Origin of the sequence: Enterobacter sp. DC4, assembly GCF_000568095.1 — a bacterium.
Lineage (GTDB): Bacteria > Pseudomonadota > Gammaproteobacteria > Enterobacterales > Enterobacteriaceae > Enterobacter > Enterobacter pseudoroggenkampii.
The window spans coordinates 488,591-504,874 of record NZ_AZUB01000002.1 but is presented as its reverse complement, the minus strand read 5'-3'; the positions used below and the strand labels follow the sequence as shown (position 1 = coordinate 504,874).

Below are 16,284 nucleotides of genomic sequence, written 5' to 3'. Positions count from 1 at the left end.
ATGGTCGAAACCTTACTGGAAGTCCGCAACCTGAGTAAGACCTTTCGCTACCGCACGGGGCTGTTTCATCGCCAAACTGTCGACGCGGTGAAACCGCTGAGCTTTACGCTGCGTGAAAAACAGACGCTGGCGATTATTGGCGAAAACGGTTCCGGGAAATCCACCCTGGCAAAAATGCTCGCCGGCATGGTTGAACCGACTGCAGGCGAAGTGTTGATTGACGATCATCCTCTGACGTTCGGGGATTACTCTTTCCGCAGCCAGCGCATCCGCATGATCTTCCAGGATCCGTCTACCTCGCTTAATCCACGCCAGCGCATTTCGCAGATCCTCGATTTTCCGCTGCGTCTGAACACCGACCTGGAGCCAGAGGCGCGCCGTAAGCGCGTATTTGAAACTCTGCGCATGGTTGGGCTGTTACCGGATCACGAAAGCTACTACCCGCACATGCTGGCCCCCGGCCAGAAACAGCGTCTGGGTCTGGCGCGTGCGTTGATATTGCGGCCAAAAGTGATCATTGCTGATGAAGCGCTTGCCTCGCTGGACATGTCGATGCGCTCTCAGCTGATTAACCTGATGCTGGAATTGCAGGAAAAACAGGGGATCTCGTATATCTATGTCACCCAACATCTGGGAATGATGAAGCATATCAGCGATCAGGTGATGGTCATGCACCAGGGTGAAGTGGTCGAGCGCGGCAGCACGGCGGATGTGATGGCCTCACCGCTTCATGAGCTGACAAAACGACTGATAGCCGGTCATTTCGGTGAAGCATTAACCGCCGATGCATGGCGCAAAGACCGGTAAACAAACGTTGCACCGCTCAATAAGGATTAAATAGCCTTTACACGCTATTTAATCCTTTTAATTTTCGTCTCCATCCCTGCTCCATCTTTTAAGCAATATCAATCAACAGTTCTTCTCCAGAATATCCGGACAATACGGAGGAGAAGAAATGAATGCCGCCACTTATGCTCTAAAATACACCGAGTATCTCATCAGAAAATGCCGTTCATTCTTAATGACGGACCTGCACTTTCATACTGTGAGGCTCAAGAAAACATCCGGGACAAAACCTGATATTCAATCACCCACGACGTTGAGTGAAAAAATATGTCATCGTCTGGTCTATGACCATAATAACCTCTACACGATGCTTGCCGATAAACTCGCCGTTCGGGCATACGTTTCCTCCAGAACAAAGCGCGTGAAAACGGTGCCATTAATTGGCGTTTATACCAGGGCGTCGCAGATTGATTTTTCCGTGCTCCCTGACAAATTCGTCCTTAAGTGCAACCATGATAGTGGCAGCACAATAATATGTACGAACAAAGCGCAATTTAACGACAAGAAAGCGCGTAAAAAACTGAGCCTCGCGTTAAAGAAAAATTTGTACTACACCACGCGTGAGTGGCAGTACAAAAACATTACGCCGAATATACTTTGCGAGCCATTCGTCGATCTCTTCGATGATGCTGACAGGAATACGACGCCCGAAATGCTGAGGATCCATTGCTTTCATGGCGTCGCCCACTATGTTGAAGCGGATTTTACGGATGATAACGGCAACGGTTTTATCAACGTTTATGACAGACACTGGAACTTACAACCCTTCCAGATGGAGTATCCGAATACTTCAGTAAATCCAGACGAACCGGTCTTGTTCCGACAAGCGTTGCTGGCATCCCAGGAGCTGGCGGATGGCATTGACTACTGCCGCGTTGACCTCATGCTAAAAAAAGATGACATCTATTTCAGTGAAATAACCTTAAGCCCGAGACGCGGTAAACTGACGATTACCCCGCAGGAATGGGATGCTACGTTAGGAAAAATATGGCATTTATCGCCGGCAGGTGCATTTGACCTGCCGCTGAAACTTACGAGTCGGGCCAGGTAAGTTTAAATATCGAGTGGCTTTGCGTCGATAAGGTATAGGTAACATCGCCACCATGCGCCAGCATGATGGCTTTTACCACCGACAAGCCCAAACCACAGCCTTCCGGGTTCAACTGCCTGGCGCCATTATCGCGCTGAAACGGCTGAAATAAGAAATCATGAAACTCCCTGGGGATGCCCGGCCCCCCGTCCTGAATAAGGATATAATTGCCTTTATCAGAAACGCCATTTTTCACGATGAGTTTGCGCGAGGTAGAATAGTGTAAGGCATTGTCAAATAAAACGGTCAGACACTGATTGATGCGTAACGGATCGAATACGCATTGCTGATCCCTCAGTTCTGTATTGACGGTAAATGCCTTACGGCTGAACTCGGGCATGAAGGTATCGAGCGCGTCCTGTATTGTCCCTTTTAAATCCGTTCTGGACTGGTATAGCGTGTATCCCGCCCCGCCATCCGAACTGACAACCCGGAGATCTTCAATCAGGCGGGTTAACCCTTCCGTCTGTTTGAGAAGATTATTAAACAGCATCGGGTCCGGGGTAAAAACACCGTCAACCAACCCCTGAAGCCGTCCGCGTAAGATCGTGACCGGGGTTCTCAGCTCATGCGCAATAGCCGCATTCCAGGATTTCCTCTGAATATCCAGCGTCTGTAATTTTTCCGCCATTTCATTGAAATCCGTCACAAGGTGATTGATCTCACCCAGCCGGGAACTGGCACAGAATGCCCGGGCATCCAGATCGCCCTGAGAAATCTTTTTCAGGCTGGACGCGACTGCGTTTAGCGGGGTGAGTATTCGCGATGACAGTTTGACCGTGAAAAAGAGGGCAATAATCAGGCTGATCGTCGTCGCGGTCCCAATCCATGCCCAGTCCCACATCGTCATCTGCTCATCATCTCCCGCAGCAGGGCCGCCCGGGAGGTGATCCAGAATAAAGGAGTAAAAAAACCAGGAGCCCAGGATGGCGATGGCAATGATCGTAAACGTCAGCAACAGCATATACGTTAAGATCTGACGACTCAGGACAGACTCTTTATTCATTTCTTTTCCCCAAGCCGGTAGCCCATGCCTCTGATGCTCTCGGGAACACCGTAAAGACCGGCAAGCTCCAGTTTTTTACGCAACTTGCTCATATGGCTATCGACCGTTCTGTCGAGCGTATCGCCTTCCGGCAGACACGCGTTGAGTAACTCTTCACGGGAACAGACCTTTCGCGGATAACGCACCAGCCAGGTAAGTAATTTAAATTCGGTTGTCGTTAATACCGGGGAGATAACCTCTTCGCCCACGGTGACTTCCACGTAGAAATCATCCGGATAGACCGTAATAAAGGGCGTTCTGAGCGGCAGGGAACCCGCCTGCTGAAGCGCAGGTTTTGTCCTGCGCAGCACCGCCTCAACCCGTGCGACAACCTCAGAGGGGTTAAAGGGTTTGATTACGTAATCATCCGCCCCGAGCCTCAGACCCATAAGCTTATCGACGTCCTGATCGAGAGCGGAAACCATAATGACGGGGACAGCACTTTCATGGCGAAGCGTAGTAAGCACGCTCCAGCCGTCACATACGGGCAGGTGAATGTCCAGCAAGATGAGATCCGGTTTATGGAGGCGATTAAGCGTTATCGCCTGCTCGCCCTGCCTGGCCCTCAGCGTTTTCATTCCCGAACGCTCTAAGTAGCTCATCAGTATATCGGCGATTTCGTCTTCATCTTCAACAACAAGGATCAGCGTATTTTTGTTCATATTATCTCCGCGGGTGAAATCCCTTTAAGCACGCTATCAGATATCTTTAGCACAATAAGACACAGCCTCCGGGAAAAAGTGCCGTAGTTACGAAAATTTCCCGGTTGATTTAAATGCCCGGTTATTTCTCCACACAGCCTACACATTCAGTCAATAAAGACTCGACAATGTCCGTTCAAAATCGCTATTGAGGCATAACGCGTTGTGCATTGCGCGCTGCAAATTACCACTGTTTCTTAAAGATTTTATGAAGTTGGCTGAAATAATGAACATGGAACTTTCAAAATATTTCTCTCCTAAAAAACTGGGCATATATTCCCTGTTTCTGCTGCTGTCGTGGGGATTACTTTATACCTGGCTGGTGCTGGTACACAGAGTGGATGAAAAAGTCGCCTCGACGCTGCTCTCTTCCCCTATTATCTATGGCTGCATCGCGTTGTCGGTTGTCACTTTGATAATCCAAAATAAAGCTGGTGCGCTAACTGAGCTATTTGTCGTCGCCTTCTGGCTGATGGTGATTTTTGTTTATCTCATTATTACGTTCACCGTGCTGTTAAACGCGATGCCCGATATCGAGGATCTTGTCTTTTATTACGAGTGTTATTTGATCATTTTTTTTGGCGGATCACCGCTGTACCTCATTATGAGAATGATTTGAGCCCTTGATCCACACGGCCTCCATAAACCGCCCACTTCCGCTAAACAGGTGCGCGGTAGAGTCTCTATCTCACCCTTTTGCACAAAAATAACTCAATGCCTCATTTTTTTATCGAACGTCCCATTTTCGCCTGGGTAGTGGCGCTGTTTATCGTCCTGACGGGTCTCTTGTCTATTCCTCGTTTGCCGGTTGCGCAGTATCCGGCGGTGGCGCCGCCAGGCATCATCATTTCCGTCAGTTACCCGGGGGCCAGCCCCGATATCATGAATACGTCGGTGGTGTCGTTAATCGAGCGAGAAATCTCTGGAGTCGATAACTTGCTCTATTTCGAATCATCCAGTGACACAACCGGCTCGGCATCGATTACCGTCACGTTTAAACCCGGCACGGACATCAAGCTGGCACAGATGGATCTACAGAATCAGATTAAGATCGTCGAGCCTCGTCTTCCTCAGGCGGTAAGACAAAATGGCATTAACGTCGAGGCCGCTAATTCTGGATTTTTAATGATGGTGGGGCTGAAGTCCACCAACGGTCAATTCGAGGAAGCCGACTTAAGCGACTATTTTGCCCGAAGCGTTAGTGACGAGCTTCGTCGCGTGCCCGGCGTAGGGAAAGTTCAGCTGTTTGGCGGCGAAAAAGCGCTGCGTATCTGGCTGGATCCAATGAAGCTCCACAGCTACGGCCTTTCGGTGAGCGATGTGCTTACTGCTGTTGGCCAGCAAAATGCCCTGGTTTCGCCCGGCAAAACGGGAGATGAGCCCGCATCTGAAGGACAAGGGGTAACGTATCCCATCACCGTAAAGGGGCAGCTCTCCTCGGTCGAGGCGTTCAGGAATATCACCCTGAAATCTGACGCATCCGGCGCCCGCCTGAAATTATCCGACATTGCGCGGATTGAATCCGGCCTGCAAAGCTACGCTTTTGGTATCCGTGAAAATGGCGTGCCCTCGACGGCGGCGGCAATCCAGCTGTCGCCAGGCGCCAACGCAATGAGTACGGCTTCAGGCGTGCGTGCGCGCATCGACGAGCTTTCCCGGGTGTTACCCGACGGAATGGTGTTTACGGTTCCTTTCGATACCGCGCCGTTTGTGAAACTTTCTATCGTGAAGGTTGTTCAGACATTTGTGGAAGCGATGGTCCTTGTCTTCCTGGTTATGCTGCTGTTTCTGCACAAGATACGCTGTACGCTTATCCCGGCGATTGTTGCTCCCGTCGCACTTCTTGGCACCTTCACGGTGATGTTATTGAGCGGATACTCCATCAATATTCTGACGATGTTCGGCATGGTGCTGGCGATAGGGATTATCGTTGATGATGCCATTGTGGTTGTGGAGAACGTTGAACGACTGATGGAGGAAAAAAGTCTGTCCCCACGGGACGCTACCCGGCAAGCCATGCAGGAGATCACCCCGGCGATTATCGGGATCACGCTAGTGCTCACCGCCGTCTTTATCCCCATGGGGTTTGCTGAAGGATCCGTCGGGATCATCTACCGGCAATTTTGTATTTCCATGGCAGTCTCCATACTGCTGTCCGCGTTTCTTGCCCTGACGCTGACCCCTGCCCTGTGCGCAACGTTACTCAAGCCGCACAAGGCAGGAAAGAGCGGAAGTGGACGGTTCGCGGCAGGGTTTAACGCGCGCTTCCGTTCGCTCACCGTCTGTTACGAAGCCGGGCTGGGTGCCGTTCTGAAGCGAACCGGACGTATGCTGCTCCTGTACGTTGCGCTTTGTGCTGCGCTGTTTTTGGGATTGTCTTCGTTACCGTCGTCCTTTCTGCCGGACGAAGATCAGGGCTACTTTATGTCCTCAATCCAGCTGCCTTCTGATGCCACGATGCAGCGCACCCTTAACGTGGTTAAAAAGTTTGAAGAGGAAATTACGGCCCGGCCGGATATTGAAAGCAACATTATGATCCTGGGGTTTGGGTTTTCGGGTTCCGGGCCAAATTCGGCGATGGCCTTTACCACCCTGAAAGACTGGAAAAATCGACGGGGCTCGACGGCCCAGGATGAAGCCGATCAGATACAGGAAAGCATGGCGAACGTTACTGATGCCGTCACGATGAGCCTGCTCCCGCCGGCCATTTCGGATATGGGCACCTCCTCGGGGTTCACCTGGTACGTGCAGGACAGAGCAGGACTGGGCTACGAGGCGTTAAAGCGCGCTGCCGACGCGCTGGTCCTGCAAGCCAATCAGCGTCCTGAACTGAATGACGTCTATATAGACGGTCTGCCGAAAGGAACCAGCCTTGCGCTCCAGGTTGACCGGGAAAAAGCGGAAGCGATGGGCGTCTCATTTGATGAAATCAACCAGACGCTCTCCGTTACCCTGGGCTCAAATTACGTCAATGACTATACGAACAACGGCCGCGTTCAACAGGTGATTATTCAGGCCGATGCCCCCTACCGAATGCAGCCTGAGCAGATACTGAAACTATCAGTGAAAAACCGGATGGGTGAGATGGTGCCGTTATCAACGTTCGTGACGATCTCCTGGAACGTTGCGCCGCAGCAGTTGACGCGCTATCAGGGTTATTCTGCTCTTCGCATTACCGGAAATGCGGCGTCAGGAGTATCCAGCGGCACCGCAATGAAGGTTATGGAGAGTTTGTCCAGAGAGTTACCTCAGGGCATGGCGGGCGAGTGGGCCGGGAGTGCATTGCAGGAGAGAAAATCGGAATCTCAGCTTCCGGGCCTTATTGTCCTGTCGATACTGGTCGTGTTTATGGTGCTCGCCGCCCTGTATGAGAGCTGGTCTATTCCTTTTGCGGTCATGCTGGTCGTTCCGTTGGGTCTTATCGGCGCGGTGATAGCAGTGTTTGTTGCCGGCATGACGAATGACGTTTTCTTTAAGGTCGGCCTGATTACGCTTATCGGCCTGTCGGCCAAGAACGCCATTCTGATTGTTGAATTTGCCAGGCAGCTCCATCGCCAGGGGCAGCCCCTGCTGGCGGCAACCATTCATGCCGCCAGCCAGCGCCTGCGTCCGATTCTGATGACATCGTTAGCCTTCAGCTTAGGGGTTGTTCCGTTGATGCTGGCCAGGGGGGCGAGCGACAGTACGCAGCATGCCATCGGTACCGGCGTATTTGGCGGCATGATTAGCGGTACGCTTCTCGCGATCTTCTTCGTACCGGTTTTCTTTATCGTCATTGCGCGTTTCGTCGACAACATCAGGAAAGCGTGAATACCCTGGTGGAATCACGCTGCCTCTCTGGTTGGATGAGGCGAAGCTGTTGCCGGGTGATATACTGGACGAATGCTGAAATTTTGAGCCCCCGCGAGTCCGCGGTGCATTCTTCGGGGCAGGCGTCTTCGGAGAAGTGCGAGAAATATCGTGACACAAGGGGCTGTGAGTGGGCTATAATTTCGAGCTAATTTCGAATGATTTTGAAATACTGCCTGTAACGCTATGAATTACAAGGCAAAATTAGCAATGAATATAAGGATTAAAGCTATGGGTTTTCTTTCCGGTAAGCGCATTCTGGTGACTGGCGTTGCCAGCAAACTGTCCATCGCATACGGCATCGCACAGGCAATGCATCGCGAAGGCGCTGAGCTGGCGTTCACCTACCAGAACGACAAGCTGAAAGGCCGTGTTGAAGAGTTTGCCGCGCAGCTGGGTTCCAGCATTGTTCTGGAATGTGACGTTGCACAAGACGAAAGCATCGACGGCATGTTTGCTGAACTGGCAAAAGCATGGCCTAAATTCGACGGTTTCGTTCACTCCATCGGCTTCGCTCCTGGCGACCAGCTGGACGGCGACTACGTGAATGCGGTTACCCGTGATGGCTTCAAAATCGCACACGACATCAGCTCCTACAGCTTCGTTGCGATGGCGAAATCCTGCCGCGCGATGCTGAACCCGGGCGCAGCCCTGCTGACCCTGTCCTACCTGGGCGCTGAACGTGCTATCCCTAACTACAACGTTATGGGTCTGGCTAAAGCGTCTCTGGAAGCAAACGTACGCTACATGGCGAACGCAATGGGTCCTGAAGGCGTGCGCGTTAACGCCATCTCTGCAGGTCCTATCCGCACCCTGGCCGCTTCCGGTATTAAAGATTTCCGTAAAATGCTGGCACACTGCGAAGCGGTTACCCCGATTCGTCGTACCGTTACCATTGAAGATGTGGGTAACTCTGCAGCATTCCTGTGCTCTGACCTTTCCGCGGGTATCTCCGGCGAAGTGGTTCACGTTGACGGCGGCTTCAACATCGCTGCAATGAACGAGCTGGAAATTAAATAAGCTGTGACTCTCTTCCCGCCCGGGAAGAGAGTATTTCCCCCCGCGTCACCCCTTCGTTATTCCGTTCTGCTATTTGTTATCACCTAACAATATTTTTCCCTTTATCTGCCTTACGCCAGGATATTGATCGCCATTTTGAGATCAAGGAACGCACATGGAACAACGCCGTTTTTCCGGCAAAGGCCACTGGTATCACGAAACCCAGTCAAACCACGCGCAGACGGATGTTCTGCCCCTGGTGCCCGAAGCCGCTAACGTCGACGATCGTTTTTTGCTCGATTTAGCCTTGCCTGATGAGATTGTCGCCGCCTGTTCTGGCTGGCTTACCCCTGCCAGAGCCTTATGCCACCAGCTGTTTCCGCTCTCGATCCCCGTGAACCGCCTGCATACGCTCAGCGCTTACGATCGGCTCAGTACCGCGCTAACGGTCGCACAGGCCTGTGGCGTTCAGCGGCTCTGTAACCACTACGCCGCCCTGCTCGCCCCGCTTCCCGGCCCGGACTCCTCGCGCGAAAGCAACCGCCGCCTGGCACAGATCACCCAGTATGCCCGCCAGCTCGCCAGCTCTCCTGATGTCATTGATGATAAAGCGCAGAACCAGCTTGATGAGGTGGGTCTGTCCACGTACGACATCGTGGTGATTAACCAGATTATCGGGTTTATCGGTTTTCAGGCGCGCGTGGTCGCGATTTTTCAGGCGCTGTTGGGACACCCTGTTCGCTGGTTGCCAGGCCATCATATTCAGCCGCACACGCTTCCCGCGAGCCACGATGCATGGGTGCCGCTTTTGCCCGTCGTGGAGCTGCGCTATGCGAGTGCGCATCAGCTTGAGTCGCTGTCTCGCTGGCAAGCCGAACCCGCGCTGGAGGCGCTGACGCCGGTGCTTTGCCATGAGCCGTCGCTGCTCGACCTGACCGGAGAGATCCTGTTAAACAGCCGCGCAGAGATCCCGCAGACGTCACCCGCACTTTCGGCGGCGGTCGAACTGCTAACTCGCTCACCGGACCGCTTCAGCGCCGCGCAGTTTACCCCGCTCACGGATCAAGGACTCCAGGGCGAATATGCCATCACGCTGCTTACCCAAAGTGCGTTTGATGGCTGGCTCAATCGTCTGAAAGTGGCGTTTGGTAAAGAGGAATAACCACACTCATTACCCAAAGACCGCTTGCTGAGACAGTGAGAATCGCGTAAAACTGTCAGCCGCTCAATGGCTACGAAAATAGAACATTATGTTTCAGGACAACCCGCTGCTAGCGCAGCTTAAACAGCAACTGCATTCCCAGACGCCGCGTGCAGAAGGGGTCGTAAAAGCCACGGAAAAGGGCTTTGGCTTCCTTGAGGTTGACGCGCAGAAAAGCTACTTCATTCCGCCACCGCAGATGAAGAAAGTGATGCATGGCGATCGCGTCATGGCCGTCATTCATACCGAGAAGGATCGCGAGTCCGCTGAACCGGAAGAACTGATCGAACCGTTCCTGACCCGTTTTGTGGGTAAGGTGCAGCGAAAAGACGATCGGCTTTCTATCGTGCCGGATCATCCCCTGCTGAAAGATGCCATTCCCTGCCGCGCCGCCCGTGGTGTTGAGCATGATTTTAAAGAAGGTGACTGGGCCGTAGCAGAAATGCGCCGTCATCCTCTGAAAGGCGATCGCGGTTTTTATGCGGAACTGACTCAGTTCATTACCTTTGGCGCCGATCATTTCGTGCCATGGTGGGTCACGCTGGCACGCCACAATCTTGAAAAAGAAGCGCCGAACGGTGTGGCAACCGAGATGCAGGACGAAGGTCTGACACGTCGCGATCTTACCGCGCTGGAGTTTGTCACCATCGACAGCGCCAGCACCGAAGATATGGACGATGCGCTCTACGCTGAAGAGAGCGCCGACGGCAAACTGCACCTGACCGTCGCCATTGCCGATCCCACCGCCTGGATTGTTGAAGGCAGCAAGCTTGACGAAACGGCGAAAATCCGCGCCTTCACCAACTACCTGCCAGGCTTCAACATTCCGATGCTGCCGCGCGAATTGTCAGACGATCTCTGCTCGCTGCGTCCAAATGAAGTGCGCCCGGTCCTTGCCTGCCGCATGACCATTGCTGCGGATGGCGCGATTGAAGACGATATCGAGTTCTTTGCTGCCACTATCGAATCGAAAGCCAAGCTGGCCTACGATAACGTTTCCGACTGGCTTGAAAATACCGGTAGCTGGAAACCTGAATCAGACGCCATTGCCGCGCAGATCCGTCTGCTGCATCGCATCTGTCTCAACCGCGGCGAGTGGCGTCAAACCCATGCGCTGGTGTTCAAAGATCGCCCGGATTATCGCTTTGTTCTGGGTGAGAAAGGCGAAGTGCTGGATATCGTGGCCGAACCGCGACGCATTGCGAACCGCATTGTTGAAGAAGCGATGATTTCCGCCAACATCTGCGCCGCACGCGTGTTGCGCGACAAGCTGGGCTTTGGCATTTACAACGTCCACACCGGGTTTGATCCGGCGAATACCGAAGCGCTGGCGGCCCTGCTGAAGAATCACGATGTGCATGTTGATCCGGAAGAAGTGCTGACCCTGCCAGGCTTCTGCAAGCTTCGCCGCGAACTGGACGCGCAGCCGTCGGGCTTCCTGGACAGCCGCATTCGTCGCTTCCAGTCATTCGCGGAAATCAGTACCGAGCCGGGCCCGCACTTTGGTCTTGGCCTCGAAGCATACGCCACCTGGACATCGCCAATCCGTAAGTATGGCGATATGGTTAACCACCGTCTGCTGAAAGCGATTATCAAAGGCGAAACCGTTGCTCGTCCTCAGGAGGACACCACGCTGCAGATGGCCGATCGCCGCCGTCTGAATCGCATGGCGGAACGTGACGTTGGAGACTGGCTGTACGCACGCTTCCTGCAGGATAAAGCCGGGACGGATACCCGTTTCGCCGCAGAGATCATCGACATCAGCCGCGGGGGGATGCGCGTCCGCCTGGTCGATAACGGTGCTGTCGCGTTTATTCCTGCGCCGTTCCTGCATGCGGTTCGTGACGAAATGGTCTGTAGTCAGGAAAACGGTACCGTGCAAATTAAAGGTGAAACAGTTTACAAGGTCACCGACGTGATTGACGTTACTATCGCCGAAGTTCGCATGGAAACCCGCAGTATTATCGCGCGTCCTGTCGCCTGATAACCGGTTCAATTGTCGGTCCTTTCCTTCGGGGAAAGGCCGGCAATTTTTCTTTTTATCCCCGCCACAAAATCATTATTTTTCCTTACTATTTTCAGTCTCCCTTCGCCCAAATTCGCCATAATTATCTACAGTAAAAGAATGTTGTTATATTCGGTTACGTGAATTTTTATACGCTCAGTATCCTTTTTAGCCTGACTCGTTTTATTATAAGAAATTAGGGAAAAACAATAAGTTCACTTCGGTTTTGCCGCTGTTCCTCAACGGAAAAGTCGACTGCAAATGAATAATTTGTGCGCTAATGAAAGCTGCGGGAGAAAACATGATGGACGATCTGGAGCCGAATTTGCTGTTTCGCTACATGGGGACTCACAGCCCGTGGTGGCGCTTGTCAGCTGACAGCAACGCTCTGCACCTTTCCACCAGCGAAAATGCCGATGTCACGCAGGTCGTGGCGCTGGACGATGAACAGGCCGATCTCATCCGTCATTTAAACGTTATCACCTCCAGCATTTCAATGTCGCTCTCCCTCTACGGGGAAGATGTTCCGGTTCATCTTGTAGGCCGTAAAATTACCCGTAATGAGTGGGCCGGAACCGCTTCTGCCTGGAACGATACCCCCTCCGTGGCACGCGATCTGGCTCAGGGGCTCTCTTTCGCGGAACAGGTTGTCTCAGAGGCTAACTCCGTCATTGTTATTCTCGATCGGCACGGCAATATCCAGCGTTTTAATCGGCTTAGCGAAGAGTACACCGGCCTGAAAGAACATGAAGTCATTGGCCAGAACGTCTTTAAGCTGTTTATGAGCCGCAGCGAAGCGGCAGCTTCAAAGCGCAATATTACCGGTTTTTTTCGCAACGGTAGCTCCTACGAAGTCGAACGCTGGATCAAAACGCGTAAAGGGCAACGGCTGTTTCTGTTCAGAAACAAATTCGTTCACAGCGGCAGCGGTAAAAATGAAATTTTCCTTATCTGTTCCGGTACCGATATTACCGAGGAGCGCCGCGCTCAGGAGCGGCTGCGCGTGCTGGCCAATACCGATACCATCACCGGCTTGCCAAACCGTAATGCGATCCACGACCTGATTTCTGACGCCATCGCCAACCGCGGGGACACGCAGGTGGGCGTGGTGTATCTCGATCTGGATAATTTTAAAAAGGTCAACGACGCTTACGGGCATATGTTTGGCGATCAGCTGTTACAGGCCGTTGCCCTCGCCATTTTGAGCTGCCTGGATGAGGAACAGGTGCTGGCGCGACTTGGCGGTGATGAGTTTATCGTCATGGCCACCAATACCTCTCAGGGCTCTCTGGAGGCGATGGCATCGCGCATTTTAACCCGTCTGCGCCAGCCGTTCCGAATCGGGCTGATTGAGATTTATACCGGTTGCTCCCTGGGCATCGCCCTCGCCCCTCAGCATGGCAACGACCGGGAAAGCGTCATTCGTAACGCCGATACCGCCATGTACACCGCCAAAGAGAACGGCCGGGGCAAGTTCTGCGTCTTCTCGCCCGAGATGAACCAGCGCGTGTTTGAGTATCTCTGGCTGGATACCAACCTGCGTAAGGCGCTGGATAACGATCAGCTCCTGATTCACTACCAGCCGAAAATCACCTGGCGCGGGGAGGTCAGAAGCCTTGAAGCGCTGGTCCGCTGGCAATCACCAGAACGGGGTTTGATCCCGCCGCTGGAGTTTATCTCTTATGCCGAGGAGTCGGGGTTGATTGTGCCGCTGGGCCGCTGGGTGATGCTCGATGTGGTTCGCCAGGTGGCGAAATGGCGTGATAAGGGAATAAACCTGCGCGTGGCGGTGAACGTCTCTGCACGCCAGCTGGCCGACCAGACTATTTTCAGTGACTTAAAGCAGGCGCTGAAGGATCTGAATTTTGAATACTGCCCTGTCGATGTCGAATTAACCGAAAGCTGTCTTATCGAGAACGAAGAGCTGGCGCTGTCAGTGATCCAGCAGTTCAGCCGACTCGGGGCGCAAATTCATCTGGATGATTTTGGCACCGGCTACTCTTCCCTTTCTCAACTGGCCCGCTTCCCTATCGATGCCATTAAACTCGATCAATCGTTTGTCAGGGATATTCATAAGCAGTCCATCTCCCAGTCTCTGGTGCGCGCTATCGTCGCGGTGGCGCAGGCGTTAAATCTGCAGGTGATTGCCGAAGGTGTGGAAAGCGCAAAAGAAGACGCCTTTCTCACCAAGAACGGCGTCAACGAACGGCAGGGTTTTCTGTTTGCTAAGCCGATGCCCGCTGCCGCATTCGAGCGATGGCTAAAACGATATCAAGCGCGAAATCAACGTTAACTGGCTTTACGCAACCCCGCCGCGTGATGGCGGTTTTGCAGCGTGACCAGACGCTCCATGTAGGCGATATCTTTCGGTTCGAGGCAGAAAGCGGCATCAACCCAGTCTTCCGTGATATCCATCAGTTCACTGCGGGGCAATTGCAGAACGCGCGTGCGGGCGCGCAGCATCGCCCTTACGCCATTCAGTTTTGGCCGCAGCGTATCGATGAAGGTTCGGGTGGAGACATAGCTTTGTCCGGGCTCAAACAGGACATCCACCAGCCCGTGCTGTTCATACCATTCAGCCGTATGGGATTCCCCTTTATAGATGAGTTCCTCCGCCAGCTTCATGCCAGAACGGCGTGCAACCAGGGAATATCCCCCCATACCCGGAAACAGGTTGAAGGCAATCTCCGGAAAACCCAGACGGGCATCGCGCTGAGCCAGGACGAAATGGTGCGCCAGAGCGGCCTCAAACCCGCCCCCTAAAGCACTGCCTTCGACCATCGCCAGAGAGATGGCCCCTGTATCAAACCCCCGTGAGGCCGCATGGACGCAATCAACGCAGGCGCGAGCGTACGCCCGTAACGCCTCCCGACGTCCGTTCTGAATGCACTCGACGAAGAACTGTAAATCACCGCCCACATTGTACATATCGGGAACCAGCGAACCGGTTACCCAAAAATCAACCGCAAAGCCAGACTGGCGAACCAGCCATGAGAAGTTCATGATCTCCTCAATTAACGCATGGTTAAAACAAGGCCGTGGCTGGGCCCGCAACATCATCCAGACGGTGTGACGCTCCGCTTCGTAATACCCTGACAGCTGCGTGAACCGTTCAGTATCGGTAAACAGTGTGCAGGTAGGCTGATTGATAACTGTCATAGTCTAATTCCTCTTATAAAAAAGCGCCTTGCGCGCCGTTTTAGACTAATCCACTCAATAAGCCCACTGCATGAGGGGGGATAAATTTATCACTTACGTTTATGTAATTTAGTTATTGCATTTTTTCCCTTCTCTTTTGATTCTAATTTCTGCATCATTGAAAATATTAACTTTTCGCGCCTGGGGTGAGATTATGTCTACTATTGACGCACAAGCTGTAGCACAACGAATTGATACCGTGCTGGATATCCTGGTGGCGGGCGATTATCACTCTGCTATCCGTAATCTCGAGATCCTGAAGTCTGAACTTCTTGCTCAGAATGGTGCTGACAACGCGCCTGAAAAAAGACAGCCAAAAGCGCCGTGGGAAGTTTAACCCCACCGTCTCCGACCTCGTTTCGCTTTATTAAATGGATGCTATGAATTCCCGACAACAACTCATTTTGCAGATGGTCATCGATCAGGGACGCGTAAGCGTAGTCGATCTCGCTAAAACCACCGGCGTGTCTGAAGTCACAATCCGTCAGGATCTTAATCTGCTGGAAAAACAGAGCTACCTGCGTCGCGCGCACGGATATGCTGTCCCGCTGGACAGTGATGACGTTGAGACGCGCATGATGAATAACTACGCGCTCAAACGTGAACTGGCGGAATTTGCCGCGTCCCTGGTGAACAACGGCGAGACCGTTTTTATTGAAAACGGCAGCAGTAATGCCCTTCTGGCACGCACGCTTGCCGATCAAAAGGACGTTACTATCATCACCGTCAGCAGCTATATCGCGCATTTGCTCAAAGAGACGCGCTGCGAGGTGATTCTGCTAGGGGGTATTTACCAGAAAAAAAGCGAAAGTATGGTAGGCCCGCTGACCCGTCAGTATGTCCAGCAGGTTCATTTCAGCAAGGCCTTTATCGGGATTGACGGCTGGCAACCGGAGACAGGTTTCACCGGTCGGGATATGATGCGCTCTGACGTTGTGAATGCGGTGCTGGGAAAAGAGTGTGAAGCCATTGTGCTCACCGACAGCTCTAAATTTGGCGCCGTTCACCCGTATACGATGGGCCCCGCTTCACGCTTTAGCCGCGTGATTACCGACGAAAGATTGAGCGACGCGCACCGTAATAAACTGGAAGATGACGGACTGATCGTCAATATTATTAAAACGACCGCTTGAGTCCCCTCCGCGCCCGAATTTCGGGCGCATACGCCCTTCTTTCTCTGAGATGATTCTTAACCCTGCTTTAAGAGTTTTTACCTGTTTAACCCGCCTTAAAGTCGTAAAATTAATGTTAGCGATATAACAGGAAGTGACTATCACCTGCGTGATTACGTAACGCCTGCGCGACCAGCTTTCACGGAGAACAGAATTAAGTATTCGATTCGTCTATACT

At 52.7% G+C, this 16,284-nt stretch carries 13 protein-coding genes; 10 read left to right on the top strand and 3 right to left on the bottom strand.

Annotation, left to right across the window (positions count from 1 at the left end; genetic code table 11):
- Positions 1-807 carry a putrescine export ABC transporter ATP-binding protein SapF gene (sapF, locus tag P349_RS15895; RefSeq protein ID WP_023312051.1) on the top strand — a complete coding sequence of 269 codons (807 nt, stop codon included), beginning with the start codon at positions 1-3 and terminating at the stop codon, positions 805-807.
- A gap of 148 nt (positions 808-955) precedes the next feature.
- Positions 956-1,897 (top strand): ATP-grasp fold amidoligase family protein, encoded by a 942-nt coding sequence (locus P349_RS15900; protein WP_032647552.1) that lies wholly within the window; start codon positions 956-958, stop codon positions 1,895-1,897.
- On the opposite strand, the gene P349_RS15905 is transcribed toward P349_RS15900, so the two are convergent.
- Positions 1,878-2,942, bottom strand: coding sequence for an ATP-binding protein (locus tag P349_RS15905; RefSeq protein ID WP_032647554.1), 1,065 nt, complete (start codon positions 2,940-2,942; stop codon positions 1,878-1,880). The two genes, P349_RS15900 and P349_RS15905, sit on opposite strands and share 20 nt — an antisense overlap.
- Positions 2,939-3,643, bottom strand: a complete 705-nt coding sequence (locus tag P349_RS15910) for a response regulator (protein ID WP_024907133.1) — start codon at positions 3,641-3,643, stop codon at positions 2,939-2,941. The genes P349_RS15905 and P349_RS15910 overlap by 4 nt, the downstream gene beginning before the upstream one ends.
- A 271-nt stretch (positions 3,644-3,914) precedes the next feature.
- Between P349_RS15910 and crrC the strand changes: the two genes are divergently transcribed.
- The 6 genes from crrC (at position 3,915) to pdeR (ending at position 14,029) form a co-directional block, all read left to right on the top strand.
- Complete coding sequence (crrC, locus tag P349_RS15915; protein ID WP_032647855.1) at positions 3,915-4,301, top strand: colistin resistant protein CrrC; 387 nt, start codon at positions 3,915-3,917, stop codon at positions 4,299-4,301.
- A gap of 95 nt (positions 4,302-4,396) precedes the next feature.
- Entirely contained in the window at positions 4,397-7,492 is a 3,096-nt protein-coding gene (locus P349_RS15920) for a multidrug efflux RND transporter permease subunit (RefSeq protein ID WP_032647857.1), read from the top strand.
- 270 nt (positions 7,493-7,762) lie between these two features.
- Positions 7,763-8,551, top strand: a complete 789-nt coding sequence (gene fabI / locus P349_RS15925) for an enoyl-ACP reductase FabI (RefSeq protein ID WP_003856831.1) — start codon at positions 7,763-7,765, stop codon at positions 8,549-8,551.
- 154 nt (positions 8,552-8,705) lie between these two features.
- On the top strand, positions 8,706-9,692 hold the full coding sequence (locus tag P349_RS15930) for a CMD domain-containing protein (RefSeq protein ID WP_024907130.1): 987 nt from the start codon (positions 8,706-8,708) through the stop codon (positions 9,690-9,692).
- Between the two features lie 88 nt (positions 9,693-9,780).
- The gene (locus tag P349_RS15935) at positions 9,781-11,715 is read left to right on the top strand and encodes an exoribonuclease II (RefSeq protein ID WP_032647557.1); all 1,935 of its coding nucleotides are present in this window, start codon (positions 9,781-9,783) and stop codon (positions 11,713-11,715) included.
- 322 nt (positions 11,716-12,037) lie between these two features.
- On the top strand, positions 12,038-14,029 hold the full coding sequence (gene pdeR / locus P349_RS15940; RefSeq protein ID WP_032647859.1) for a cyclic di-GMP phosphodiesterase: 1,992 nt from the start codon (positions 12,038-12,040) through the stop codon (positions 14,027-14,029).
- Here pdeR and P349_RS15945 read toward each other — a convergent pair.
- A complete protein-coding gene (locus P349_RS15945; RefSeq protein ID WP_032647560.1) occupies positions 14,026-14,895 on the bottom strand; it encodes a crotonase/enoyl-CoA hydratase family protein in 870 nt (289 codons plus the stop codon). The genes pdeR and P349_RS15945 overlap by 4 nt on opposite strands.
- A gap of 193 nt (positions 14,896-15,088) precedes the next feature.
- Between P349_RS15945 and P349_RS0124290 the strand changes: the two genes are divergently transcribed.
- Positions 15,089-15,271 (top strand): YciZ family protein, encoded by a 183-nt coding sequence (locus tag P349_RS0124290; RefSeq protein WP_032647562.1) that lies wholly within the window; start codon positions 15,089-15,091, stop codon positions 15,269-15,271.
- 43 nt (positions 15,272-15,314) lie between these two features.
- The gene (gene yciT, locus P349_RS15950) at positions 15,315-16,067 is read left to right on the top strand and encodes a DNA-binding transcriptional regulator YciT (RefSeq protein ID WP_032647564.1); all 753 of its coding nucleotides are present in this window, start codon (positions 15,315-15,317) and stop codon (positions 16,065-16,067) included.
- Positions 16,068-16,284 lie beyond the last annotated feature (217 nt).

What these genes read in the sequence shown, in the direction of transcription:
- sapF (WP_023312051.1), top strand. Translation starts at nt 1, where the DNA reads ATGGTCGAAACCTTACTGGAAGTCCGCAACCTGAGTAAGACCTTTCGC.
- P349_RS15900 (WP_032647552.1), top strand. Translation starts at nt 956, where the DNA reads ATGAATGCCGCCACTTATGCTCTAAAATACACCGAGTATCTCATCAGA.
- P349_RS15905 (WP_032647554.1), bottom strand. Translation starts at nt 2,942, where the DNA reads ATGAATAAAGAGTCTGTCCTGAGTCGTCAGATCTTAACGTATATGCTG.
- P349_RS15910 (WP_024907133.1), bottom strand. Translation starts at nt 3,643, where the DNA reads ATGAACAAAAATACGCTGATCCTTGTTGTTGAAGATGAAGACGAAATC.
- crrC (WP_032647855.1), top strand. Translation starts at nt 3,915, where the DNA reads ATGGAACTTTCAAAATATTTCTCTCCTAAAAAACTGGGCATATATTCC.
- P349_RS15920 (WP_032647857.1), top strand. Translation starts at nt 4,397, where the DNA reads ATGCCTCATTTTTTTATCGAACGTCCCATTTTCGCCTGGGTAGTGGCG.
- fabI (WP_003856831.1), top strand. Translation starts at nt 7,763, where the DNA reads ATGGGTTTTCTTTCCGGTAAGCGCATTCTGGTGACTGGCGTTGCCAGC.
- P349_RS15930 (WP_024907130.1), top strand. Translation starts at nt 8,706, where the DNA reads ATGGAACAACGCCGTTTTTCCGGCAAAGGCCACTGGTATCACGAAACC.
- P349_RS15935 (WP_032647557.1), top strand. Translation starts at nt 9,781, where the DNA reads ATGTTTCAGGACAACCCGCTGCTAGCGCAGCTTAAACAGCAACTGCAT.
- pdeR (WP_032647859.1), top strand. Translation starts at nt 12,038, where the DNA reads ATGATGGACGATCTGGAGCCGAATTTGCTGTTTCGCTACATGGGGACT.
- P349_RS15945 (WP_032647560.1), bottom strand. Translation starts at nt 14,895, where the DNA reads ATGACAGTTATCAATCAGCCTACCTGCACACTGTTTACCGATACTGAA.
- P349_RS0124290 (WP_032647562.1), top strand. Translation starts at nt 15,089, where the DNA reads ATGTCTACTATTGACGCACAAGCTGTAGCACAACGAATTGATACCGTG.
- yciT (WP_032647564.1), top strand. Translation starts at nt 15,315, where the DNA reads ATGAATTCCCGACAACAACTCATTTTGCAGATGGTCATCGATCAGGGA.